We start from the raw sequence: 23,001 nt of genomic DNA on the forward strand, positions 1-23,001 counted from the left end.
GGGCTAGCTGGACACAGCACTGGCACGAAGTGGTTAATTGACTTTACTTCTCACCGATGCTCGGCGGCGAGGCAACGCTTGGCGCTCAGCTCGGCGTCGTCTCGACCGACATAACATGGACTTCCCACGGTTGGTGCGCCAGGGACGCAGGAACGAGCTCAGCGTAGAACCCAACTCCTGCCCTCAGCGGGTACGTACCATCCGGCCCGAGGTCTCCATCGCAAAAGTAGCCGCGGATGACCGCTCCACAACTGAGCCTGAGATCGACCTCAACCTCGCCAATCACCCCATCGCCCATGGACGGCTCACCGACCACCTGCACGTCCATGCGCACGTTCATAGGGTCAACACAGGAACCACAACAGCACCGCTCTCGGGGTAGTTGTCGAACGTTGACCGCCTGATGCAGCGCGACGCTGAAGGGGATATCCCGGAAGTACTCTCGGCCAGCGGATGTCCTAGATCCTATCTCCCCCAACACCGCGAGCAGATGCTGCTCCCAGCGTCGTACGTCTCGAATCCGCTCTGAACTCCACCGATTGACCACCGTCAAGTCGTACCGAGCCGCATCTCGGGAGTGGTCGTCGCCGCGGCGCGGGACGTCGGCTGTACAACCCGCCTTGATCACACCGTTGTCGAACTGCAGGACGTACAAGTAGCCGTCCGAGCCCTTCGCCAATCGCGGCTTGGCCCGTCGTCGTCGAGGTGGTCGTGGCACGATCCGGACGGTACCAACCCGTACCGACACTGGCGGATGGCTACAGGCTGACGATGCTCGGTGCCAGAGCCGACGGCGACCAGGTAGGCTCGGCGTAGTCGTGACGTAACTACGCGCCCACCGTTCACTCGGTGCCAGAGTCATTTATGGCTCAAGATCAGCGAAGCTCGCCGCGTCTCAACGCTCACGTCTGCCGGAGACACTGAGCCTTTGCCAACCTGATCATGCGCTGGCGATCATGAGGGTCTGAACTGCGGCGATGAGCTTGTCGGCGGTGTTGGGGCTGGAGCGGATCTTCCGCAGGACTCGCCAGTTCTTCAGCTCGGCGTTGGCCCGCTCGCCGGGCCCGCGGCGGCGGGCATGGGCGGTGTTCACGTCCTTCTGGTTCTGCGACAGCTTCCGGAACCTTGCCGGTGTCGGGGTCCTTGCGCCGGCGCTTTGTGGGCCGCGACGGTCGGACCCGCCCCGTGGTAGGCGGTGGCGGCTGCTGCGGGGATCTGATGCTCGGTCAGGGCCTCGATGATGCCGTGGTCGCGGGCAGCGCCCATGTCGTGGCGCGCGCCGGGCAACGTCGGGGAGATCCACACCAGCCTGCCGATCGGGTCAGCGATGAGCTGCACGTTCAGCCCGTGGCACTTGTGCTTGCCGCTATAGAAGGCGCGGTCGTAACCCGATGCCATGCGGACCCGGTCGATGCGTAGCAGCGTGCCGTCGAGGATCACGAACGCCTTTCGTTTCGCGACCTCGATCGCCTGCTCCAGCGTGGGCGCCTTCGCGGCGAGCAGGTCGAGACCCTCGCGGATGTAGCGGTAGACCGTGGAGGTGCCGACCCCGAACCCGCAGGCCAACTCGGCGTAGGTGTCGTTCTTGCGCAGATGGGCGACCACCAGCAGGGCCTGGCGGCCGGCGGGCAGCTTGCGCCGCCGGGTCCCGCGTTCGGCGCGGTGACCGCGCAACATGTCAGCGAGCACGTTGAGCCCGCGGCTGGACATGGTCATCCCAGACGGGTAGGAAAGCAACGTGAAGCTCCTGGTTGGACGGTTTGGTCTCAGCAACCACCCGTCTACCAGGAGCCTCACCCATTCGAGGACACGCCACGCCGCACCCGCGCTGACCTGCCCGTCCAACAGGTTGGCAAAGGCTCAGTGGCGAGTCGACCCTGAACCTGGGAAAACCTGGTACAGGGGTCTCCTGTCCGGGTTAGTGTCTTTGGCGTCGATCGGCTCCTAGCAACGTTGCAGCCAACCCGAATGTCATCGACCGCCTGCGCTGACCCGGCCGGCGTGACCGGGATCTGCTGCGGCGCTGTCACGGAGCCAGCGTCGGCTGGGCCGAACACGCTGATCCCTCGCCGAAGCCGTGTCCGAGTCATCCCACGGTAAGCGCCGACAACCCTGGCCAGGTGGCCGGGACCAACGTGGATTCGCTGCTCTCCTCTGTTGTGGTCGACTGTGCTAAGCTAGCTAGCGTCTTCCACGGGAGATGCGGCCTGCGTGAAGGGTTCGCAATGGCGTCGAGCGTCCGAGGTCCCGGTGCCTCCGCTGACGACGCCGAGGGTGTGGGGCACCCGCTTCACGCAATCACACGGTGTAACTTGTGCAGACGTGACCATCAGCGGGCCGGGCCGCAGAAATGGATCACGAATGCCTTCCACTCCGCGCCGCAAGCTTCGGGACGCCCGCAGGTTGTTCACTGGTGAGGAAAAGCCCACGGCAGAAGCTGGGGCTGGCCGACGCGATCTAGGGCTGGACCGCTGCACACCCAGTCAGCAACGACTTCGAGCCCTGCTGGCGTTACACCTGTTCAATGCCCACCTGCGCGGCCCGAACGTCGGCCCCAGTCATGTCTACAGTGCCCATACCTTCCTGGCGTACAGCATGACCGTCTCACCACGGTATGATCGCCTACTGTTCATCATCCCACCCGCGGTCGAGAATGCCCTCGGACGCCTTATGGCTCCACGTACCCTCATCCGGCACGGCATGCCCGGCCTGCGGATGGTCGCCGCGCACGATTATCACACCTATCACATCGTCCACCTGCCCACGGGCGCACGGATGACGCTCGCCAATCGGGTCAACTTCCTTACTGAAACCGAGATCCAACGACAAGGTTTCCGGCGCGGGCGACGAACCTTGCAGGACTACGCGGGGCCAGACACACCCCTCGATCCGGCTGAGCAGGCGGCGCTCGACGCCATCCCGCCCATGACAACGGGAGTCCGGGTGCTCTTGGCCGCGCTGGTCTCACGCCTGAATGCGCGTGACCCGCAGAAGCGATGGGCGGTGGGGCAATGGTGGCAAGACCCGCTGCGCCGACCCGAGCCCGCTGGCTACCGCCACGACGAGTTGATGTACTTGTGGGGGTCGGGCGCAGACTGGGAACTCCGGTGGCTCAAGCATCCTCGGCCGACGGACGTCGTCGCCTGCTTGACCGAGCCTCGCATTGGCGTTCCCGGAGCCACTGCCACCAAGGGGCGACGTGGCTGGACGATCAGGCTCGGTCAATCGACGTTGTCGCTGCGCTACGGCGCGGTCCGCTGACCATTGCATTCCGGGACGGGAGAACCTGTGTCAACCTCGCACACCCTCTCCGTGGCGACGGTCAGCTTCATCGGCAGCGGCCTCGCTGTGGTCATTGCGCTCATGACAATCTATATTGGAACAGCCGTTGCCGTGGCTCTGTTCCACCCGGACCGACGGCGCCGGGCCGACGCACGAGCCGTACTTCGCTGCCTGGTACACGCCCGTGTTCGCAAACGCTGAGTCGATGCATCGACGGAAGCCAGCACGTGACCGGTTGTCGGCGCTGCCATGTAGTTCATCATGTCGTCAATCGTCAAGGTTACGCCCGTCGTCCCTCCTGAAATAGTGCTTCCGAGGAGTTGGAGATGGTCGCTCAGAGTCACGCCCGGTCTTGTGGCTAGTGTGGGTGACTCCGGGAAAGCCTGGGTCCTGTCAACTCATGTTGTGGTACGGGCGAGGAGCATACGGTCCCAACGCACTGGCCGGGCGGTGCCGGTTGGAGGCTGTTGTGCCAACGGATACCCGTAAACTCTACGCTGAGCGTCGCCCACGTTGAATTCGGAGGCTACGGTGCAGTCCAGGACACAGGCCTGCAAGCTGAGACTCCGCTTGGCTGGTGTCCTGAGCCTGCCCGAGATCGTCGTCTCTGCCGTGTCCGGATTAGTGAGGCTCGGAGTCGGGCAGTCGTGACCAGTCTGGCTCGACCCCTCTACGTTGGCACCAGGCTAGTGTTGCGCGCAGTGGGAGGAAGGTGGTGTTCGCTCGGGTGCGAGCGGTAGGGATCGGATCGTCCGATCGTTCCCGCCGCTTCGTGTATGTGTAGATCCAACGTTTATCGCGGTTGATCACCAGGGCCAGGTCGGGTACGGCGATCCATCCACCCCGGATCCTCGGGAGGCCAACCACACTGCCCGACTCAGGTATCTGGTCGGCATCGTCGTCTGTCATGTGCGCCATTGTCGTACACGCACCGGGCGGAGCAAGTATGGCGATCATTGCGCGTCGTCGCGCTTGCCAGGCAGGCCGATGGTGGTAGCTGTCCCGAAGTGCGTCAGGGGTCAGCGCAGGATGACGGGTGCCAGAAGATACCGGGGCCGGTCCTGCGCCTCCGGCGCCACCCCGGAATCGGTGATCATCCACGGTGCGGTGGACGGATCGGGCACGCTGCGCCCGGTCAGCCGGATCGTGTGGCTGGTGGGGAAGCTCGCCAGTCCGTCGGCCAGGTAGGAGGCGCGCACTCGCAGATCCAGCCACCGTTCACCCTCGGCCCCGTCGGCAAGGTCGAGGTCGCCCAGCCACTCGCCGGCGACGGTCCGGACCACTAGCTGCGTCCCCCACACTCGCAGGTCGACCTGGCGCGCCTCCCGAGCGGTGGTGTCCAGCCGCTTGACGGTCGGGTCCTGGTCGGCTTCCCGCTCGGCGTGACGCGCGGTGTGCCCTGCTTCGCGCAGTTCCCGCACGAGACGGCACCGCGTGTCCCGCGCTTCTTGCTCGATCTCGCTAGCCCACTGGGCGGCTTTCTCCAGCCACTCCAGTATCGGAGCCGGTTCGAACACGATCGGCTCCCCGTAGCCGTCGGCATCCGGTGCGGGATCGGTGAACCTGGTCCAGTTGTCCACGTAGCTCACACCGTTCATGCCGCGCGGTTCCTGCACCATCACCGTGAGATGCCCGGCATTCACCAGCAGCGCGCCCGACACGTTGCGGCCGATGGTCACCACCGGGGCTTTCGTCGCTTTGATCCTGGCCAGCATAGCTCGTGCGTGCTGGTACCCGATCCGGATCATCCCTGGAAGATCACCCTCGTCCACGGTGGCGGGTATCCATCCGGATGTCGCCAGACGGTGCCGATCGGTACCCACAAACCGCACCCGGTCCCGCTCGTGCTCGATCGCGACACCTTCGATCGTGGGCAACGTGACATCGTCGTAGGCCGCTGTGAGCGCGTGCGTCATACCCGCCACCCAGTCCCGCGTAGACATCTGCACCATGCGGGTAGCGATCTCCGTGGTGCCGACCGCACCGAAGTAGTCGCGCGCCTGGACCGGCGAGGGCAACGTGGTCCGTTCCTGATCAGGCACCGTGACCCGTGCGCCGGTCGCCGCAGGCTGGATCGTGATGACCAGCCCTGCCAATTCCGCGCGCTTGCGCTCCTTGGCCAGGTCGGTCATCACAGCGCGCAGTCCGGCGAAGTCGACCGTCACTGCCGGTGCGTCCGCATCCGACCCCGCATCACGCAAGCGCACAGCGGCCTGCACCCGCAGATCACTACGCCGGACCATCACCGCGCCCTCGTTCAGCGCGACATGCACACACATGGGATGCGCCAGCACCCTCCCTTTCTGTGTGATCCCGACCTTGTCCAGGTGACGCAGCGCGTCCACCAGCTCACTCGCGTACACCCGCAGTCCAGGCTCACCCATCTCGACCAGTGCGTCGACCATGTGGTCGGCCCGCTTGCCCTCGGTCAACAAGTAGTCGAGCGTGTCTGCGCTCACTTCGATCGGCATAGCTACCTCCTAGTATATGTATGATACTAGCATACACTCACTGAGGCTCCGGAATCAAGGTCTGCGTTCGAACGACAGGGATTACACCACTCATGACTACTCGAGGCGTATGAAAGCGACATACAGTTTTAGCGAGAGGGAATCAAGGGTAACCCATGATCGTCAACGACACTTGGTCATCTCCTACGCGGAAATCCCGGATCAAGCAGCTCGGCTTCGTCGGCCGAGGCAGGAGAACGAGCGCCATACGGTCACCGATCGTGCGCTACGCGGGTGTCAAGCTGACCACGCCAGCAGGGCAATCGATGGCCGCAGCAGTCCGCGCCACGAATGTCCCGGTGCCCGATGCGTCAACGTCAGCGCATGGGATACAGGAAAGCAACCATCGACTTGAATTATATTTTCGAAAGCCAAATGGAAATATGCAACAACTACCCCCATGGCGGATTTGTTTTGGGCGCGGTTATGTATTTTGATATTATCGAAGGATGATTGAGTCGGGCGCGGCATCGGTAGGGCTTGCGGCTGGCTTGACCAGGTGCTTCGCGAGGTCGAAGGGCTTCCGATCTAACAGGCAACTGGATCGGACCGCTGTTCCGCAGGTTGCCGGGACACTGCGGACGGCTTTATAGGGTCTCACGGCTGATGTCGTAATCTCACGTGCGATGTCGCGTGGATGTCGTATACGACAGAATCGCGAGATTCATCCCGACTCAAGTAGTGGCTGAAGCCCTGTCCCCGAACCGCTTGCCAAGAAGCGTCATTTCCCTCGCAGGAGCCGTATCGAGTGCGCTACACCGACGCCGCAAGCGCAACCCGCACCGATCGGGGCAGCAGGGCCCCGCACTTTGTGGTGCGCACCAGCTCCGCAAGGTTGCGCCACGTGTGCTGACGGACTCGCTGCTGGTCAAGTCCATGAACCTGGGCAAGGGCTCGCTCAACGTCCTCGACGTTGCCCGGCCGGCGCCCCTGCCCGCCCGACTTGTCACCGAACGGATGATCGGTCTCGGGGAATGCCCGGTCGAGCGGCAGACTTGCCAACAGATCAGGTCGCCGCAGCATCGAGGCGTTGACCGAGAAGAAGCAGCCGAGTTCAACCGCTCGGTCGGTCTGCTTCTGGTCACCGAGCCACCAGTGAAGCACGGCGCCGCAGATTGGACGGGCCGCCAGGCACTCCAAGACGGCACCGGTCGCCGCGTAACTGTGAATACTCGTGATGCGCGGTGTCGCTTCGAGCGTCGCCAGAACGGCGTCCAGGGTTTCCTGCTGCCTGTGCATCGGAACGCGGGACTTGCCGTCAAGGCCGACCTCGCTGACGTACGACGTGCTGGTGACGAGGTCCGCGAACTGGTCGGCATCGAAGGCCTTCTGGACGCCGACAAGGCCGGGGTGGCAGCCCACGCCCCAGACTGTCCACGAGTCGGAGCGCTTGAGCGCCTGCTCGGCCTCGTCCAACGAACGCGTTGCCGCAAACACCAGCGCGCCCAGCTCCAACAGATCGCCGGGCGAGATGTCCGGCTCGATATGGGCATGCATGTCGATCGATGGCAGGCGTCTCATGGGTAGAGACTCCGTAGCTCTTGAACCCCGCGGTGGCAGAGGCCGTACGCATCCCGCAGCGGGTAGTCGGTCGGCAAGCTCAGCGTCGCGAGATCCCTCATCCGCACGCCCGTCCGGATGAAGTTGCGAACCTGCTGCTCGACCGACTTGGAGTCCAGCCATTTCTGCACGTGAGGATCAGCGCTCGGCGCGATGTAGTCGGTGACATCACGCACGCCCGATGCCGTGAAAGAGGCGCGCCTCAGGACACACCCGAAGCACACGCCACAGGGCCGCTCGCTCGAAATGCCCTGCGTCCACTGCCCGCTCAGTGCACACGAATGAGTAGCGCTCAGGAAGGCGGACCCCTCTGCCGAGCCGACAAGATCCACAACCTGTTGGTACATCTCGCCCTTCGTGGTACGCGCGAAGGGGTTCTCGATGACGGCGTGGGCGCCAGCCTTGGTCAGCACGTCAGCCAGGTCCCGCAGAAACTTCGGATGTGTGGTGCGTGTCGACAGGCTGCCGAGGCGTTCCGGGCCGAGCGGCGGGTTGATGGACGCGAAGCCGTTCTCCGGTATCCACAGCGGCACCTGGTGGACCGAGGCTACCGCAAGCCCAAGCGTCAGGAACAGGAAAGACCGTGACCGCGTGGTCGGTTCGTTTGGGTACGGCGTGCCGTCTATCCGCTCGCTGCGACGTCCCAGGTGCGCCACCACATGCTCCTGGCTGAGGCCGGGAACCAGCCGTTCGATCTCAGCTGCGATATGGCGCTGGATGGGCGCGAGCATTGTATTCGTGAAGTGGGAGAGCAGCACGTGGCGCTCACCGGCCTCAAGCAACGAGCGGGAGTACAGACCGCCGATCGCCGAGTCGGCACCGCCGCTCAGCAGGACGACGCGCTTGGGCACGACCGCTTTCTCAGCTGGCGATACCTCCTTCGAGGCGTGCTCCTGCTGCGTGAACGACAAGCCCCATATGTCGCCGCTGAGGAAGCCAAGTGTCCGCGCCAGCTCCTCGGCGACACCGTTCCAGGCGGTCGCATCGGAGACCGGGACCCTGAGGTCGATCTGGCGCTTATTCCAGTCGGACCCGCCGCCGCGTCGAAGCACCGACCGGTCGGCCGCAAGCACCGTCAGGGCGATCCGGACCGCATCGACATTGAGCGGCCGGACCAGACCAAGCTGCTCCAGGTCGGGGCCGATGCCGGGCGTGAAGGATGAACGCTGGCCACCCAACCAGTAGAAGGAAGAGGCAGCCTCGTCCGCCGGAACCTCCTCGGCTGCGGCCAAGCGCAATGTGAAGTGCGACATCAGTTGCCACCTCCCACGATGCCGCGGATTCGTTCGAGACCGGCCTCGACAGCTCGACCAATCTCGTCCTCGGTGGCACCGTCCACTGACAGGTCGGCCTGAGCGGCAATCGCTTCTGCGGCATCGCGAATGTCGCTCTCGGCAACGTCGGCCAAGTCATGACTGTTGACCAGATCGCCAGTCTCGACGAGCAACGTCTCGGCGATGATGACGGCGATGGTCTGACGAACCATCTCCTCCGGAGTCAGCCGGTAACCGTCCCGTCCCTGCTCCATCACCCACTCGGCAACCTCGGCGGCCACGAACCGCTGTTCGTGGTCTTCGATGCTGCTGTCCGACGTGCTGCAGGCCATCTCGACGATGCGGCGCACCACTTCGATGTCGTCCCCGAGGCTGCGCAGTTCATTGTAGTCCAGGCCCAGACGTTGCAAGGTCGTCGCGTCACCGGCGCTGTAGGCGTATGCCGCTGCCGCCGCGCGTCCTGCTGTGCGGGCAGAGCCGGCGGCCGTTCGCTGCGGGCCACCGCCACCACGTGAACCGGTCCCGTCACCAGACGCACCGCCGCCTCCGCCGCTGGGACCGTCACCGGCCCCGCCGCTTGACAGGCGAGGACGGATAAGGTTGATGATCCGCTGGAGCGCAGCCGGATCGAGTGGTGGCCGCTGGCCGTCGGAGCCTGCCCCGTCAGCACTCGACAGGCCATCCAGGTAGTCCGCGACGCGATCGCGAACCACCTTGCCGTCCTTTCCGCCGCTGCCGGAGTAGGCGCCGCTGGTGCCCATCAGGTGGTTTCCCGGTTCCCCAGCGCGCTTTCGACGGACCGCTTGACCTGGCCGTCCGACAGCTTTTCCTTCCAAGTCGTGAGGACACTTCGGATGGCTGCGGGGTCGCTGGTCTTGAACTGTATCGGTGTCGCGATGGTGATTTCATTGGGCGGCAACATCAGGAGGGCATCCCGGGCCGTCGTCACCACACCCGGCCGACGCCGGGCGATACGCAGAATGGCGTTGACGCCAGCCTTCTGCTTGGCGGGCTGGTCACGGATGGTCCGTCCGATGTGCCGCAGCAGGTCGGTGGCGTCGCCGTCGCCCAGCTCATCCAGCTCGGCATCGGTCACCGATGCTTGCGCGCGTCGCGATTCCGAAAGTAGGTTGGCCGCGATGTCGCGCAGCCGTTCGGGCAGGCTGTCGTCGATCAAGGTGATGCCGGCGAAGCTCGCCGCCAGGGTCAGGTAAGGCGATAGGTCGAGCCCGCGCAGCGGCGGCGCTAACTTGGCCCAGCGCACCATGGCCTGCGAGAACTGGCCCGAAGTGGCTGGGGTTGCCGTCCGCGAGCGACGGGGGGACGCAGCATCCCGCGGTCGCGATGCAGCTTCGCTTGCACCATCGGACTCCGCCCGGTCTTCGGCGACAGCCGTGTCCGGCTGCGCTGGTCGGCCAGCCTCGTCCTCCAGGTTCCCCAGGTGGTCCCGCATCTGGCCCTTGGCGAACCAGTCCAGCAGCAGCTTGAACTCGGGCTTCATGAGGGCTTCGATAGTCATGAGCTTGGCGACCACGGCGGGATCGAGGTTGATACCTCGTCGCGAGGCCACGGACTGGCGGACATGGAGGTCGTTGAGGAAGCGCTTGATGTAGCGAGGGTTGCCCCGCAACTTCTCGTAGAGCAACGGCGTCAGACGGCTGGCAAAGGCCAGCTCGTCATCCATGGCGAGCCCGTCGATCTTTCCGATGTCGTCGATGCTGCCGCCGTCTCGGCGGATCTGGGCGCAGCGCTCGATAAGCGTGGTGAACTGCTCGGGCTTGGCCGCGGCCTGCATCTGGAGAAGTAGCAGGTAGGCCTGCGTGTCGAAGTGGCTCAGAGCCGGAAGCGGGATGGTGGTCTGCACGATCTTGTGCAGATAGAGCGTGGCCGGGTCGTGCTGTTCGTCGTCGCTTTCATCGGGTCGGCCTGTGGCCTTGAATCGCGTGCGGATGGCGTCCGCTACCCGCTCTTCGTCGGCGGCGATCACGAACGACATCTTCGGCACGGCCAGGAAAAGACGCATCGCCTCCAGGCTCTGCACGACTGTCTCGGGCAGGCAGCGGTCGAGGTCGTCCACCAGGACGGCGACAGCCCGGATGTGCTTGAGATCGTCGGAGCCGAGGAGTTCGGCAAACTCGTCTCTGAATTCCTCCAAGCCGCGAACCGACTCCTTGTCGTCCTTCTTGGGCTTCACCAGCTCGACGAGCTTGTCGAAGTCGGGAATCTGCAAGAACAGCGATGACGTGGCCGCCAGCTTGATGGCCTTGGCCCAGTCGATCCGCTTGCCCAGGCGGACCAACAGGTTCTTTGCTTCGTCGGTCTTCGTCGCCGAGCTGGCGACTTCGGCGGCAAGTGCATCCAGCACGTCAGCGATGAGGCTTTCCTTAGCGCCGGTTGACGGGTCGTAGCGCCAGGGGTCGGTCTGGATGACCAACACGTTCTGGTTGGCCGTCTTCCGGTGGCCGAGTTCCTGGGCGACAAGGTTGAGCACCGTGGTCTTGCCGCTGCCCCAGCTGCCGGACAGGCCGAGCGCCACCGGATCAAGCGCGTCATCGAGCAGCGCGTCAGCGACGGTCTGACCAACCGCGTCGAAGGACAGCAGGTCTACACTCGCCGGGTCGTCGGACCACAGGCCAGAGTGACGGGCGGTCATACCACGACTCCAGATGAATGCACAACACGATTCATGAAAGAGGCTGAATATTTCTTGGAAGATTCTCGATTGTTTGAATTTCTACAGTTTGTCATATTTCTGCACATATTCCGGCAATTCATCGGCCACAAATGGCGAATCATCGCCTCTCCATCTCCGCCGCTGCTTGGCGACGCTCCAAAAGCGACACCACGCGGCCACCCGAGCGCTCCGTCATGGTCGGCCCGTCCGATGACACGGGTGAGTCGCTGTCGGGGGTGCGCGACGCTACGGTGCGGAACAGATCGACCGGCACACGACACTGAGCAACAAGCTGCATCTCGTCGATGCCCTCTTGCGCCAGCAGCTCCACGGCGCGTGGGAGCAGTGAGGGCTGCTCGATGGCGCTGATCAAGCCGGGTTCGTTTCGTCGCCAGCCACGGGCGGAAATGGTTGTCATGGCGTTGCGGTAGGACACGTCGCTGAGTCGTCCGAGCCAGCGGGCGCGGTACAACAGGGCCTGGATGCTGACGCCCCACTGTTCCTTCAGGCGGGCCAGGGTTGGCCACACGTTGCCGCCCATGGTCGCTGGGAGCAGGTCGCGGATCTGGTCGGCGGGCATCAACAGCTCGGCGGCGAAGCGGTGGGCCTGGTCTTCGACGATCCGGCCGCCGGGCTCGGCGTCGCTGTGCATGATCAAGTGGCCCAGCTCGTGCGCCACGTCGAAGCGCTGGCGGTAGTAGTCGCGCTTGATCGGGTTGAGTATCACGACCGGGCGCAGTCGGCTGTCGAAGGAATAGGCGTCCACCGAGGCTGTCTGCTCCGGGCTGAAGACCACCAGCACGCCGTGGTTCTCCAGCAGTCGGACGAGGTGACCGGCTGATCCGGCCTCGACCCCCCACTGCTGTCGGACAAGCTGTGCGGCGCGCTCCGGGCCGTCGCTGTCGTGGTCGTCGACCGCCACCGGCAGGCTCGGCACGTCGGGTTCCGGGAACTCGACGTGTTTCTCCAGGCTGGTCGTGATGTCGACGGCCAGCTGCCCGTAGGCGAAGGCCTGGTCGCGGGCGAGCTGGCTGGTGGAGCGGAGCGAGCGGAAGTGCGGCGTGGTGCTGAGGGCAGCGACGTCATCCGGACGTATCGCGAAGAACCCCGGCTCGACCGACAGGCTCAATGCCAGCTGCGCGACGGTGGCGGCCGTTGGCCGCTTGGCCCCGGACTCCCAGGCGGTCACAGCGGTCGGGCTTTTCTCTACCTTGGCGGCCAGGTCGCTCTTGCGTAGACCCGCGAGGTGCCGGGCGAGGGTGAGACGGGCTCCGTCGAATAGGGCGGCGACGTCAGCTGCCCGATCTGTTGTTGGTGTACGAGAACTCACCGCTCACCACTAGCACGATCATCACGAGGCTCGGCGGACTGGCGGCGCAAACGCACCGGCGCGTCCGACACGGTGCCCGGCCCCGTCGGCAACGGTGTGTCGCCGCGGCGGCGTCCGCCATCCGCGGGCGGCGTTTCCAGGAGGTTCTGTCGCCAGCGCCAGGCCTGACTGCCACCCGAATTCAACAGGGGGCGACCGAGCACCAACTCAACCTGTCGGCTGAGCGGGTCAAGACTGTGGGCGACCACGAACGTGTCCATGTCCAACTCGGTCGCGGCGGTGAGGGCGGCCTCCAGGCCACCGATCTCCTCGTCGGCAAGGCCCTCGAACAGTGATGGTTGCGGCGGCTCGGGATCACGTTGGCGGGCTACCCCCTTCTTTGTCGGGCTCTTCTGCGACCAGGGCAGCTGATCGAGCCTGCCGAACACGCACGAGGCGAGCAGAAACCGGCGCTGGCCATGGGCCCAGCCTGGACTACCGTTCAGGTTGGCTCGTCGGACCAGGCCGGGGTCCAGCCGCGGAAGGGCCTCGATGTCGTGCTCCGACAACTCGGCGTAGAGCAGGTCGAGGTCGGCGTCGTCATCGCCGGAGCGGACGGCGAAGCGCTCGCACGCGAAAACCCGGTCCAACCGGTCGCGGAAGTACGTGAATCTGGTGCTGCCGAGCCATGTGGCATCGAGGCCGTCGGCCTCGGAGTAGATCTCCAGGGTTCGGGCGGTCGCCGAGAGGTATGCCCAGCGCACGCCGGCCAGGACCCCGGCCTCCCCGAGCTCCACGATAACATCCCGCTGTTCGCTCACGACGCTGAACCTACACCATGTCCAGTAATTTCTGCGCTAGACTTAACCGCTTCGGCGTGTCGCGCGCGGACCACACCACCGAAACCCGGACGAGGGATGCTGTCGAGATGCACGGGGCGAAACGCGAGGCGGACGAGGTCCGCGCGTACGTGGAGAGCCAGGCCGCCGAGGAGGTTGTCCACTTGGAGAAGGCCGCGTCGGAGCTGGTCGGTCCGGTTCGCCACGACATCTGGGATGTGCACGGCACGGCGAGCCGCTGGTGGGTCGTGACCAACCCGACCAATCTCTACGACCAGGCCGACTTCAAGAGTCGTGACGTGGTGCTGACCTTCCACATCGGACTGGCCCTGCGAATCGAGTACGGCCAGGAGCGCACGGTTCCGGTCACGCCGGAATCGGCCGAACTGCTGCGGGGCTCCTGGCGGCGCTGGCAACAGGCCTTCGAGGCCTACGACAGCACCGACGAGGCCGAGGCGTTCCAATCGGTAGGTGTGCGGATCCGGGAGCGCTTGGTCTCCTTCGTCGGCGAGACCCGCGACGGCGAGCTGGTGCCGGACGGCCAGACCCCGCCGAAAACCGCCGACGTCAAGGGCTGGACCGAGCTGCTGGCGAACAGGCTGGCCGCTGGCGAGTCCGCCGCTCGGCTGCGTTCCTACCTGAAGAAGCTGGCGGTCGAGACGTGGGAGTATGTCAACTGGCTGACCCACGCCAAGAACGCGGTGCGGATGGACGCCGAGTCGGGCTCAAGGCCGCCGAGCACCTGCTCGGCATGTACACAGCGGCGCGGCTCCGGCTGGCGGGCTTGCCGAGGCGTTGCGAGGCGTGCGGCTCATACGAGGTGGTGGCAGGGGTGTGCCGGCACTGTGCGTGGGCCGATCCGACGTACGAGCCACCTGAAACACCGGAGATGTCCGAGGAGGAGCGGGCGCGTCGGCTGGTGCAGCCCTGCACGCCCACCTCCGACATCTCGACGTTCACGAGCCCCAACGACTTCTGACAACCGATCCAGAGGAAACCTGTCCCAGTGCCCACCTGCGCCTTCTGCGACTCTAGCGGCAAGCTAACCGGCGAGCACGTGCTCGGGGGCTGGCTGAGCAAGATCGGGCTGGACCTGGTCCCGGTGCCGCACAGTGCGGGGCAGCTCAACCGCATCGGGCGGGAGTTAGGTGTGCGCCCGCCGTTCCGCCAGAAGGTGCGGGAGGTCTGCGGCACCTGCAACAACGGCTGGATGAGCAAACTCGAGGGGGTTGCCCGACGGGTCCTGACGCCGTTCATCCTGGGTGAGCCCGGCGCGATCTCGCCGGAAGATCAGGGTGCAGTCGCGACGTGGATCCAGAAGACCGCGCTCACCGCGATGCTGGTGTCCTCCGAGGAGGACCGGAAGGGAGGCTACGGCCTCCCGGCCTCCGAGTACCACGCGCTGTACGCCCTGCGGGACAAGGCGCAGCCCCTTCCGGGCAGCCAGTTCTGGATCGGTCGGTACAACGGCGTCCGTAGCTGGTCGGTGCGAGCCACGCCGCTGGCCGTACGCGTCAACGGCCTGCCTGAACCCGACCGGCCGCAGGGTTACGCCATGACCATCTTGCTCGGACAACTCGTGCTTCATGGCCTACGGTTCACGACGCCAAGCCTTCAGGTCGAGGTGTCCACTGGACTGGACTTACCGCAGCTCTGGCCACCGGCAGGACCGATCATGTGGCCAAGCAGGCAACCCCTCGACGATGACGCGTTCCTGGGCTTCGCCGGCGGGAAAGACTTCCGCTCGACCGAGAAGCACATCGAGCTGCGACCGTGGCGGCCAGCGACCGAGCTGACGCCAAGTCAGGCTGTCGGCGGGATGATCGAGCTACCGACGATCTGCGGCAAGCACGTGGTGTACTACCCCACCGTCCTGGTGGATGAAGCGACGCGCGGCAGGTTCTACGCCTTCGGAACGGCATGCGCATGCCCCATGGCCTACCTCATCCACACCGAACCCGATGGCGCGCACTGCAAGGCTGCGGACACCGCAGAGGCCATCTCGGAGCTGTACGAGGCGTTGCCGGGCGAGGAGCACGCGATCGAGGACCAGTATGGTGTCTTCCGGTGCAAGCAGCTGACCGTCTCCGGCCCTGCCCAGAGTGGAAAGGCGACCCCGTGATGCGTCGCAAGCCGTCCGCCAAGGTCGCCAGCGCCGGTGTGACCCATACCAAGCTGGCCATCGAGGACGAGCTGGGCTGGTTGTTCCGCGACCAGCCCACCGAGGACTACGGCATCGACGCGCATGCCGAGGTGGTCGATGGCGAGGACGTCCGCGGCCGACTACTGGCCCTACAGATCAAGGGCGGCAAGAGCTGGTTCAAGGACGCCGCGCCAGGAGGCTGGTGGTTTCGGCCGGACGCCGAACACGTGCAGTACTGGACGAACCACTCCCTTCCGGTGGCCGTCGTGCTGTACCACCCCGAAACGAAGCGGTGCCACTGGCAGCTGGTCAACCGGGAGACGCTGGTCGAGACGTCAACCGGCGGCTGGAAGCTCCTGGTGCCAGAAGCACAAGTGCTCGATGAGGATGCCCGTGATCCGCTGCGGAATGCCGCCGAGGGCGATCCGTACGAACTGCGCCTACGCGAGCTCCGGCTTGCCAAGCCATGGATGGACATGCTGGCAGCAGGCACGCGCCTCGTCGTCGACTTCGCGGAGTGGATCAACAAGAGCTCCGGTCGGGGCAGCGTCTCGATCGGGGTCGACCACGAGGACGGGAACGAGCCCGAGGAACTCGTCACCTGGCGCTTCTGGGTCGGACCGGCGAACTACGCCGAAGCCGTACCAAGACTGTTCGCATGGGCCAACGCCCGCGTGCACGAGGAGACGTATGACGATGCGGAGTACGACCAATACGAAGCCGAGTGCTCCATTTGGGACGAAGGCGACCAGTTCTTCACCGAGTCCTTCGACGACTGGAGGCAGGCGCTCATTGCACGAGGTATTCGTCCATATAGCAACACTGCTGGCGAGGTCGACCACTACCGCCTCGAATTGACGCTAAACGAGCTGGGCAAGGCGTTTCTGGTCGTGGACGAGTTCGCCATGGAAGGTGAGCGACAGCTGACAAGGTAGTGTCGGTACGTCCGCAAATTATTTGTTGTCATAATTCTCCCCCTTCATCTGTTTGCTCCCATTCAAATGACGTCACCAGCCTGGGTGTCGGCGTTCGTTGAAGAAATGCGTCCAACCTCTCCAGTCGCGGCAGTCCCCGAACTGCCGCATGCGGAACAGGACGTGGCGGCATCGGTTCGTGAGGACGGCGCCAAGGTTGTCGCACGGCGCGCGCTTTATGGCGAGTCACCGAGATCGCTGCGCGAAGAAATGCCGCGCAAGTGAGACAAGAGCCGGATGATACACCCTGAGACGAAACGCAAACCGCACGTCAGGGCGTGATCGATATGTCATCGGCGGTGAGACCCTACAGCGGCTGTAGAGTCTCGCGGCCGACTTCACTTTCTCACCAGCGACTTCATCTCCGCTGCACACAGCTGAGACAGCGCAGGTCAGACGCATTCTCCGCCGTCGCGGCGAGCGTTCCTGGTCGAGGATATGACACCCGTCTGAGACTGAACTCGGATGACATCGCCGTGAGACAGCCGAGAAACCGCAGGTCACGCAAGATCGACATGACACGCGCGGCGAGACCCTACACGGCTTACTGAAAGTGTTGTTGATCAACTAGTTCGTCACTCAATGTGGTGATGCTGGTTCCGGCTGAGTAGAACTACGCTGCGCCTGCTACCCCGGCTGGCGTAGCGTAGATGACCTTGGTAATGATCAACCGAAGCAGCCAACCGAGGCAGCCGATGACGGCCAAATCGTACACCCTCTGACCAGAGCGGAGGCGATTTAATTTCGAACGTCAGGGCTCATCTGCATTGCGGGGGCATGTGTAGGGGCGTCCATGGGTGAACGTGGAGCGTGTACATGGTAACGGGGGACGCTAGATACCTTCAGCGGTCGCGAGATCTCCGCCACCTGCTGAACGGGGAGTGGATTACACACATTCTGGTGGCCTTGAGTGCGGGTCCGCTGCACTACAAGGAGTTGCACGAGTCGATTCAGGAAATGACCACGTTCGACCCGTGGACGGGAACCGAGCGGCGGATTCAGAGCCGTGCGTTGGGCCGGACGTTGCGGCGCATGGAGACTGCTGGCCTGGTCGACCGGTTCGAGGAGCGGGCCTTTCCACGATCAGTGGTTTACTCGCTGACGGCCGCGGCCAGGGACCTGCTGGCCAGAGCGCGGCCACTGATCGACTGGGCGGAAGAGCATCACGACCTGATCGAGCGTGTGCAGAAGTCGCCGGACGAGGGCGCGTCGCCGGACGATGATCAGCCCGATTGAGGCTGAGGTGCCGCTGCGGCTGTCGACGTCGTGTTCAGCTGGCTGCGGCGTTGTCCGTCGAGGCGTCTCTTTGGGTGCTCCCGCGACGTTGGAGGAAGGCGGCGAGGTTGAGGGTGTCGCCACTGGGGTGTTGGCCGATTTCGTCGAGGGTGGTGGTTAGGAGCGCGAGGGTTCGTGGGATCGCGGCGTACTGGCCGAGGCGGGCCTGGGCGCGGATGATGTCGCGGTAGACGCCTTCGTTGTAGCAGTCGAGCTTGCGGGCGCGTTCCAGCAGCGTGAGCATCGTTTCCGGGTCGGTGTCGCTGTGTGCCTGGATCAGGGAGCCGAGCGCGTCGAGGACATCGCGACGGAGAGACTCACGGAACGGTTCGATCCAGGGCACAACCAGGTCTTCGGCGAGATCGCCATGGTAGAGCTCGATGGCATCGTGCACCAGCAGGACAGTGTCGCCGCTGATCGGGCGTGGTGTCTGAAGGGCGTGCTGGAGCTGCCAGAAGTCGACGACGACCAAATCGTGGTTGAGCTGGTAGCGGCCATCGTCGCTGAGGACGAGGTTGTCAAGGGCGCCGTCGGTGGCGTCGCTGAGTGCCCGGCGCAGCATCGAGAGCGTGTTGTGGAAGCTGTTGTACGGCCGCGGTGGCCGGCTGTCGGGCCAGACGGCTTCGTTGAGGATCTCGCGGCGGACGCCTTGCGGGTGCAGCGCGAGGTAAACGAACACCTCGCGCTGCTTCGGTGTGAGCACGCCACCGAGTTCGTGCTCACCGGTGTCGTCATGAAGTACCAGGTAGACGCGCCCCAGCACGCGTACGGCCAGCGGTCGCTGCGGCGCGACCTGGTCACCGTCGGCCGGCCTCGGTAGATCGTCGGACCGTGATGATCGGTTGTCGGCGAGCTCCACATCGTCGTTAGCGATGTCGTGCTGGTCGGGGCTGCCTGCAAGCGGGGCCGGGGCGGCTGGCTGGTTGTCGTACGGGTCTGGCGGACGGGTCGATTCGAGTTGCGTCATCTCCTCGACCGCGCGCTGTTCGGGCACTCGATGCTGTGTGAGGTCATGGTCGTCCTGGGCGACGTTCGCGCGCGACGCCTCCTCGTCGCCGGCAGCGCCGGGTGCGAGGTCGGGTGCTGGCAGGTCGGTGGGGCCTTCGGCGTCGCGGAGCACGGCGAGCAGCTCGGTGGTGTCGGTGGTGGGCAGGGTGAACAGGCGCGCGCCGGCGAGGGCATCGCCGGGGCCGGGGCTGGTGGCGCTGACGGTGCCGTCGTGTCGGACGCGGACGGTCGCGCCGGGTCGCCACTGGCCGAGCAGGATGCCGGCCAGTCCCAGGGTGGAGCCGTTGTCGAGCACGGCCTGCAGTCGCCGTTCGGCATGCGGCGCCGGGCTGCCGAGCAGCACGAGTGAGGTGGCGGTCGGCGGGGTCCCGGTCTCCTCGATGGCGTGGCGGGTGCGGGTGAGCAACGCCGCCTCCATCTCGTTGAGGGCGGCGTCGAGGGATTCGACCACTCGGACGGTGGAGGGCAGGCTCTCGACCTCGGCGCTGTCGAAGACGAGGTGCAGGTCGTCGGCGGGGACGAGCACGCACACGCCGACCCCTGGCTGTTGTTCGGCGAGCAGGTGGAGCAGGAGTGCGCGGGCGGCGGCCGTGGCTCCGGGACCGGCCAGGCCGAGTCCTCGGGTGCTTGCGAGGTTCACGGCGAGTTCGCGGCCACCGCGCACGCCGACTCGCGTTGGAACGGGCGTCGGTTCGTCGTCGGGTTCGAGGTCGCCGGCCGTGGTGATGTGGATCCGCGGCGGCGCGGGCACGAGGTCGACGAACTCCACGTTCTCGACAGAGCGCCGGTCGTCGTCGTGGTCGTCGTGTGCGGTGCGCAGGAAGCGGACCACCGGGGCGATCGGGCGGTGCAGGTCGGCTCGGTCACCGCTGCCGATGCGGTAGCGGCGGCGCCGCCATATCCGGGCCGACATCACGGCCGCGGTGATCACTCCGGCCAGGCCAAGGCTTACGAACGCGCCGGTCAGCAGATCCAACCCTGGTTCGGCCTGGTTGCTGGTCTGCTCACCGGAGTGGTCGGCCGGGGCCGGGGCCGGGGCCGGTGTGGTGTTGGGCGCGGGCTGGGTCGACGGTGGCGCGGTGGTTGTCGGTGGCGGCTGAGGCGGTGGGACCGGCGGCTGCTGTGGTGTGTCGGGCGGACGCAGATCGGGTGGTGCGGGAATGTAGGCGGCGATCTTCCAGCCGGGCCGCACCAGGTTGGGGTTGGTGAGCGTCCGGCCGTCGGGCTGCTCGACGCCGCGGTTGAGCTGGAACAGTTCCGGCCAGCGGCTGCCGCCACCGGGGCCGTAGATGCGCTCAGCGACCCGCCACAGGCTGTCGTAGATCCCATCGTGCGGGAGCCGGACTTCCTCGGTGACCTGGACCATGCCAGCTGGGGCCGGCGCTGCTCGGTCGATCACCATGGTGGTGGTCTGGTGCGTGACGGTCGCGTGCTGGGTCGTCGTGTACGCGGCCGGGCCGGGCGTCAGCGGCGCGACCACGGCGACCGGCGCGAGATTGCTGGCCAGCGCGGCAGTGGTGGGGGTAGGCGCGGTGTATGGGGGCCGGTTGCCGAGCAGGGTCAGCACGATGGTGCCGATCAACGCCGCGGCGAGCCCGTGGAGCGGGCCAGGTGGGCGGACCTGCGGCCAGGTGATCCCGCGCACCGCGTCGACGATGCAGCGCAGCACGTCGAGGGCGAAGAAGAACCAGACGATCCAGCACAGCACCGCCAAGCTGTCGAGCAGGAACTGCGCGCTCATCGGGTTGAGCAGTGTTGCTTGGATCTCCTCCCAGCTCGGCACGTGGTCGGGCAGGGGCCAGCCGACGAAGTGCACCAGGGCCCAGGGCAGGCCGGCCACGAGAGTGAGCAGGACGACGGCGGCGAGCAGGCCGCGCAGGACTCGACCGACGAACCGGAGCATGTTGGCCACCGCCCGCACGGCGTGGCGGTTCGTGCTGGGGGTCAGTTTCCGGCGAGTGTGGTGTGGATGTGCGGTCACGGCGTGCTCACTTTGTTGGCGGTACAGGTTGATGGCCTCGATGCGTGCCCGCCCGGCCAGAACGGCCTAGCGACGTCAGGTCACTTCCGCGTGAACACGCGCGGGCGCGTCCGTGGCGACAGATCGAGGCGTGGCCGGCTCAGGCACCGTCGGTGTCTTCGCCGGGGGTGATCCGTGGTTCGGGCTGTTCTTCGCGGCGGCACGGCCACCTGTGGACTTCTTGCGCTTGGTGCGGGTGGTCTTCCGACCGTCGAGCCATTGGTTGAGGTCGGCGAGCGGGATGTCGGTGAACTTCGCCAGTTCGTCGTTGCCGATCACATCAGTGGATTCGGCGAGGACATCGCCGAGTTCTCGCTCGATGTCGGCGAGTTGATCGGCGATGTCGGCCCGGCGCTGCGCGAGTTCGCCGACCCGCTTCGCTGCGGCGGCTCGTTTCGCGCTGCGGGCGGCGTCGTTGTCTTCGACACGGCGTTCGATCTCGTCGGGTGTGGCCATCGTGGTCTCCTTCATGGTTGGCGCCGCACCGGGTTCGGGCGGCGGAGTGTGGTCACGGGATCGCTCCGGAGATTCCGCGCTGCGGCTCGGCGTGGCCGCTGGCGGTGACAGTGATCGAGCCGATGCCAACCAGGTCGAGCAGCTGTGTTGATTGGCTGACCGTGACGGTCACGTTGACCGTGTTGCCGGCTACGGACACGCTGCCGGTGCGGCCCGCGGCGGCAAGGTAGTCACGTGCGGCGGCGCTGGCCTGGTATGGCGCCAGGCGCAGGGTGCCGTCGGTGCGATAGGCCGCCAGGTCGATCTCCTGGGCGCCGGCCCGAGCGGCTTCCTGGGCTTCGCCCAGGGCGCGGATCTTGGCGGCGAGAGCGAGGCCACCGTCGAGCACGAGGCCGGCGAACAGCAGGATCGCGGTGACGATGATGACGACGAACGCGGTGACCCGGCCGTCCTGGTCGGTGTGCAGCCGGTCCAGCGCCGGGCGGCGCGACGGTGCTGGGCAGGTCATCCTGTACCTCCTGCCTGCGTGAGCGAGCTGGTTCCGCGCCACACGTCAACCGGGGAGGAGAAACTGGATTCGAACGTCCGGGAACCTGGGACGCCGAGCATGGTCAGGTCGTTCAGTCCGACGCTGCAGGAGACTGTGACGGTGACCGTCGAGCCGGGTTTGAGCCCCTGGGTCTCGGTGGAGACGGCCAGCGACTGGCAGGAGATTCCAGCCGAGGCCAGTGCTGTGTCGGCGGTGGACTGGGCGTTCGCGGTGGCCTGTGACGGTGTGCGGGCCAGGGTGGCGGCGCGAGCGGCCTGATGGGCCACGTCGTCGATCCGCAGCTTCGTCTCGGCCAGGCGACCGCACAACACCACGAACAACAGCAGCAGGATCAGCAGCGGGGTGAGTAGGGTGAGCTCTGTCGCCGCGGAACCACGTTCGTCGCGGCGAAACACGCCGAGTCGGGCGCGCACGGAGCGCGCCAGCCGGCGGAGCATGGATGCCGCGGTCATGGTGCGTTCCCGGTGCCGATCGGCGGGACGAATTTCTCAACGGGCCCTACGGCTTCCGCGTGGACCGTGAACGTCATGAAGGGGATCACGCTGGTCGTGGTTCCCGTGATCGTGACCGAGGCTTGGGTACCTCCCCGCTGGACGTTGACCGAACTTTCTTGTAGCGGGCCGCTTCCCAGTTGTGTGAGTATGCGTTGCCCTTCGGCGCTTCCTGCTGCGGCGCTGCCACCGAATACTCGCGCCGCGGACAGTGCTTCGGATGCGGCGGCTTGGGCGATGTGGGTGGCGTGCATGTACAAGGCGAATTGGGCGATGAGCAGAATCAACAGAAGCAGCACGGGTGTGGCGATGACGAGTTCGACCGTGCCGGCGCCACGCTGATCGTTGCGCAGCCGACGCAGAGCGGAGCACATGCGTGCCGTGTATGGGCGTGCGCACGTTGATGATCTGGTGCTGCTTCGAGCCATCGTGGTCACCTGCTTACAGGTTGATGCCGTTGGCCTTCTCGGTGACCTTGGCGACGATGATCGCGATGACCGCGATCGCCATCAGAACCAGCGCAGCCGTGACCACGACCGCTTCGGTCGAGTAGCCGCCATCGTCATCATGGAGCCGTTCCAGCTCGGCGCGGAGGCGGGCGATGAGGATCTGGACTTCGGTGAACATCAGCTTCTC

The 23,001-nt window shown here is 65.6% G+C and carries 20 protein-coding genes and 1 pseudogene; 6 read left to right on the forward strand and 15 right to left on the reverse strand.

Annotated elements, in window-relative coordinates:
* Positions 1-85: 85 nt before the first annotated feature.
* Positions 86-862, reverse strand: a complete 777-nt coding sequence (locus FB471_RS35980; protein ID WP_142000629.1) for a GIY-YIG nuclease family protein — start codon at positions 860-862, stop codon at positions 86-88.
* 78 nt (positions 863-940) lie between these two features.
* Positions 941-1,737 (reverse strand): annotated as a pseudogene (locus FB471_RS24030) (transposase family protein).
* A 624-nt stretch (positions 1,738-2,361) separates the two neighbouring features.
* Between FB471_RS24030 and FB471_RS24035 the strand changes: the two are divergent.
* Complete coding sequence (locus FB471_RS24035; RefSeq protein ID WP_142000630.1) at positions 2,362-3,261, forward strand: hypothetical protein; 900 nt, start codon at positions 2,362-2,364, stop codon at positions 3,259-3,261.
* 1,040 nt (positions 3,262-4,301) lie between these two features.
* Here FB471_RS24035 and FB471_RS24040 read toward each other — a convergent pair.
* From FB471_RS24040 to FB471_RS24070, 7 genes are all read right to left on the reverse strand, one after another.
* Positions 4,302-5,753: a beta clamp domain-containing protein gene (locus FB471_RS24040; protein WP_142000631.1), complete on the reverse strand. Its 1,452-nt coding sequence runs from the start codon at positions 5,751-5,753 to the stop codon at positions 4,302-4,304.
* A gap of 792 nt (positions 5,754-6,545) precedes the next feature.
* A complete protein-coding gene (locus FB471_RS24045; protein ID WP_142000632.1) occupies positions 6,546-7,313 on the reverse strand; it encodes a TatD family hydrolase in 768 nt (255 codons plus the stop codon).
* Positions 7,310-8,605 carry an adenine nucleotide alpha hydrolase family protein gene (locus FB471_RS24050; RefSeq protein WP_142000633.1) on the reverse strand — a complete coding sequence of 432 codons (1,296 nt, stop codon included), beginning with the start codon at positions 8,603-8,605 and terminating at the stop codon, positions 7,310-7,312. Before FB471_RS24050 ends, FB471_RS24045 begins: the two co-directional genes overlap by 4 nt.
* A complete protein-coding gene (locus tag FB471_RS24055; RefSeq protein ID WP_142000634.1) occupies positions 8,605-9,387 on the reverse strand; it encodes a hypothetical protein in 783 nt (260 codons plus the stop codon). The genes FB471_RS24050 and FB471_RS24055 overlap by 1 nt, the downstream gene beginning before the upstream one ends.
* Positions 9,387-11,279, reverse strand: a complete 1,893-nt coding sequence (locus FB471_RS24060) for a KAP family P-loop NTPase fold protein (RefSeq protein ID WP_142000635.1) — start codon at positions 11,277-11,279, stop codon at positions 9,387-9,389. The genes FB471_RS24055 and FB471_RS24060 overlap by 1 nt, the downstream gene beginning before the upstream one ends.
* 139 nt (positions 11,280-11,418) lie before the next feature.
* A complete protein-coding gene (locus FB471_RS24065) occupies positions 11,419-12,630 on the reverse strand; it encodes a helix-turn-helix domain-containing protein (RefSeq protein ID WP_142000636.1) in 1,212 nt (403 codons plus the stop codon).
* Entirely contained in the window at positions 12,627-13,406 is a 780-nt protein-coding gene (locus tag FB471_RS24070; RefSeq protein ID WP_246076549.1) for a hypothetical protein, read from the reverse strand. The genes FB471_RS24065 and FB471_RS24070 overlap by 4 nt, the downstream gene beginning before the upstream one ends.
* A 41-nt stretch (positions 13,407-13,447) precedes the next feature.
* Between FB471_RS24070 and FB471_RS24075 the strand changes: the two genes are divergently transcribed.
* The 5 genes from FB471_RS24075 (at position 13,448) to FB471_RS24095 (ending at position 17,801) form a co-directional block, all read left to right on the forward strand.
* Positions 13,448-14,494, forward strand: coding sequence for a hypothetical protein (locus FB471_RS24075; protein ID WP_142000638.1), 1,047 nt, complete (start codon positions 13,448-13,450; stop codon positions 14,492-14,494).
* An 11-nt stretch (positions 14,495-14,505) separates the two neighbouring features.
* Positions 14,506-15,570, forward strand: a complete 1,065-nt coding sequence (locus FB471_RS24080) for a hypothetical protein (RefSeq protein WP_246076550.1) — start codon at positions 14,506-14,508, stop codon at positions 15,568-15,570.
* Positions 15,570-16,526, forward strand: coding sequence for a DUF4365 domain-containing protein (locus FB471_RS24085; protein ID WP_142002394.1), 957 nt, complete (start codon positions 15,570-15,572; stop codon positions 16,524-16,526). The genes FB471_RS24080 and FB471_RS24085 overlap by 1 nt, the downstream gene beginning before the upstream one ends.
* 66 nt (positions 16,527-16,592) lie before the next feature.
* Positions 16,593-16,790 carry a hypothetical protein gene (locus FB471_RS24090; RefSeq protein ID WP_142000640.1) on the forward strand — a complete coding sequence of 66 codons (198 nt, stop codon included), beginning with the start codon at positions 16,593-16,595 and terminating at the stop codon, positions 16,788-16,790.
* 675 nt (positions 16,791-17,465) lie between these two features.
* Entirely contained in the window at positions 17,466-17,801 is a 336-nt protein-coding gene (locus FB471_RS24095) for a winged helix-turn-helix transcriptional regulator (protein ID WP_170220912.1), read from the forward strand.
* Between the two features lie 34 nt (positions 17,802-17,835).
* Here FB471_RS24095 and FB471_RS35550 read toward each other — a convergent pair whose 3' ends face one another.
* From FB471_RS35550 to FB471_RS24125, 6 genes are all read right to left on the reverse strand, one after another.
* Complete coding sequence (locus FB471_RS35550) at positions 17,836-20,688, reverse strand: AfsR/SARP family transcriptional regulator (RefSeq protein WP_142000642.1); 2,853 nt, start codon at positions 20,686-20,688, stop codon at positions 17,836-17,838.
* A 216-nt stretch (positions 20,689-20,904) separates the two neighbouring features.
* The gene (locus FB471_RS24105) at positions 20,905-21,324 is read right to left on the reverse strand and encodes a hypothetical protein (protein ID WP_142000643.1); all 420 of its coding nucleotides are present in this window, start codon (positions 21,322-21,324) and stop codon (positions 20,905-20,907) included.
* 52 nt (positions 21,325-21,376) lie between these two features.
* Positions 21,377-21,832, reverse strand: a complete 456-nt coding sequence (locus tag FB471_RS24110) for a TadE/TadG family type IV pilus assembly protein (protein ID WP_142000644.1) — start codon at positions 21,830-21,832, stop codon at positions 21,377-21,379.
* Complete coding sequence (locus FB471_RS24115) at positions 21,829-22,326, reverse strand: TadE/TadG family type IV pilus assembly protein (protein ID WP_246076551.1); 498 nt, start codon at positions 22,324-22,326, stop codon at positions 21,829-21,831. Before FB471_RS24115 ends, FB471_RS24110 begins: the two co-directional genes overlap by 4 nt.
* On the reverse strand, positions 22,323-22,739 hold the full coding sequence (locus FB471_RS24120; RefSeq protein WP_142000645.1) for a TadE/TadG family type IV pilus assembly protein: 417 nt from the start codon (positions 22,737-22,739) through the stop codon (positions 22,323-22,325). Before FB471_RS24120 ends, FB471_RS24115 begins: the two co-directional genes overlap by 4 nt.
* Positions 22,740-22,806: 67 nt before the next feature.
* A complete protein-coding gene (locus tag FB471_RS24125) occupies positions 22,807-22,992 on the reverse strand; it encodes a hypothetical protein (RefSeq protein ID WP_142000646.1) in 186 nt (61 codons plus the stop codon).
* Positions 22,993-23,001: the final 9 nt, after the last annotated feature.

The organism is Amycolatopsis cihanbeyliensis (genome assembly GCF_006715045.1).
GTDB classification, from domain to species: domain Bacteria; phylum Actinomycetota; class Actinomycetes; order Mycobacteriales; family Pseudonocardiaceae; genus Amycolatopsis; species Amycolatopsis cihanbeyliensis.

Bases quoted from the DNA above. Each gene is read 5' to 3' on its own strand.
- FB471_RS24125 (WP_142000646.1), bottom strand. From the start codon at position 22,992: ATGTTCACCGAAGTCCAGATCCTCATCGCCCGCCTCCGCGCCGAGCTG.
- FB471_RS24060 (WP_142000635.1), bottom strand. From the start codon at position 11,279: ATGACCGCCCGTCACTCTGGCCTGTGGTCCGACGACCCGGCGAGTGTA.
- FB471_RS24035 (WP_142000630.1), top strand. From the start codon at position 2,362: ATGCCTTCCACTCCGCGCCGCAAGCTTCGGGACGCCCGCAGGTTGTTC.
- FB471_RS24105 (WP_142000643.1), bottom strand. From the start codon at position 21,324: ATGGCCACACCCGACGAGATCGAACGCCGTGTCGAAGACAACGACGCC.
- FB471_RS24085 (WP_142002394.1), top strand. From the start codon at position 15,570: ATGCGTCGCAAGCCGTCCGCCAAGGTCGCCAGCGCCGGTGTGACCCAT.
- FB471_RS24050 (WP_142000633.1), bottom strand. From the start codon at position 8,605: ATGTCGCACTTCACATTGCGCTTGGCCGCAGCCGAGGAGGTTCCGGCG.
- FB471_RS24120 (WP_142000645.1), bottom strand. From the start codon at position 22,739: ATGTGCTCCGCTCTGCGTCGGCTGCGCAACGATCAGCGTGGCGCCGGC.
- FB471_RS35980 (WP_142000629.1), bottom strand. From the start codon at position 862: ATGACTCTGGCACCGAGTGAACGGTGGGCGCGTAGTTACGTCACGACT.
- FB471_RS24115 (WP_246076551.1), bottom strand. From the start codon at position 22,326: ATGACCGCGGCATCCATGCTCCGCCGGCTGGCGCGCTCCGTGCGCGCC.
- FB471_RS24090 (WP_142000640.1), top strand. From the start codon at position 16,593: ATGACGTCACCAGCCTGGGTGTCGGCGTTCGTTGAAGAAATGCGTCCA.
- FB471_RS24075 (WP_142000638.1), top strand. From the start codon at position 13,448: ATGTCCAGTAATTTCTGCGCTAGACTTAACCGCTTCGGCGTGTCGCGC.
- FB471_RS24055 (WP_142000634.1), bottom strand. From the start codon at position 9,387: ATGGGCACCAGCGGCGCCTACTCCGGCAGCGGCGGAAAGGACGGCAAG.
- FB471_RS24110 (WP_142000644.1), bottom strand. From the start codon at position 21,832: ATGACCTGCCCAGCACCGTCGCGCCGCCCGGCGCTGGACCGGCTGCAC.
- FB471_RS24045 (WP_142000632.1), bottom strand. From the start codon at position 7,313: ATGAGACGCCTGCCATCGATCGACATGCATGCCCATATCGAGCCGGAC.
- FB471_RS24040 (WP_142000631.1), bottom strand. From the start codon at position 5,753: ATGCCGATCGAAGTGAGCGCAGACACGCTCGACTACTTGTTGACCGAG.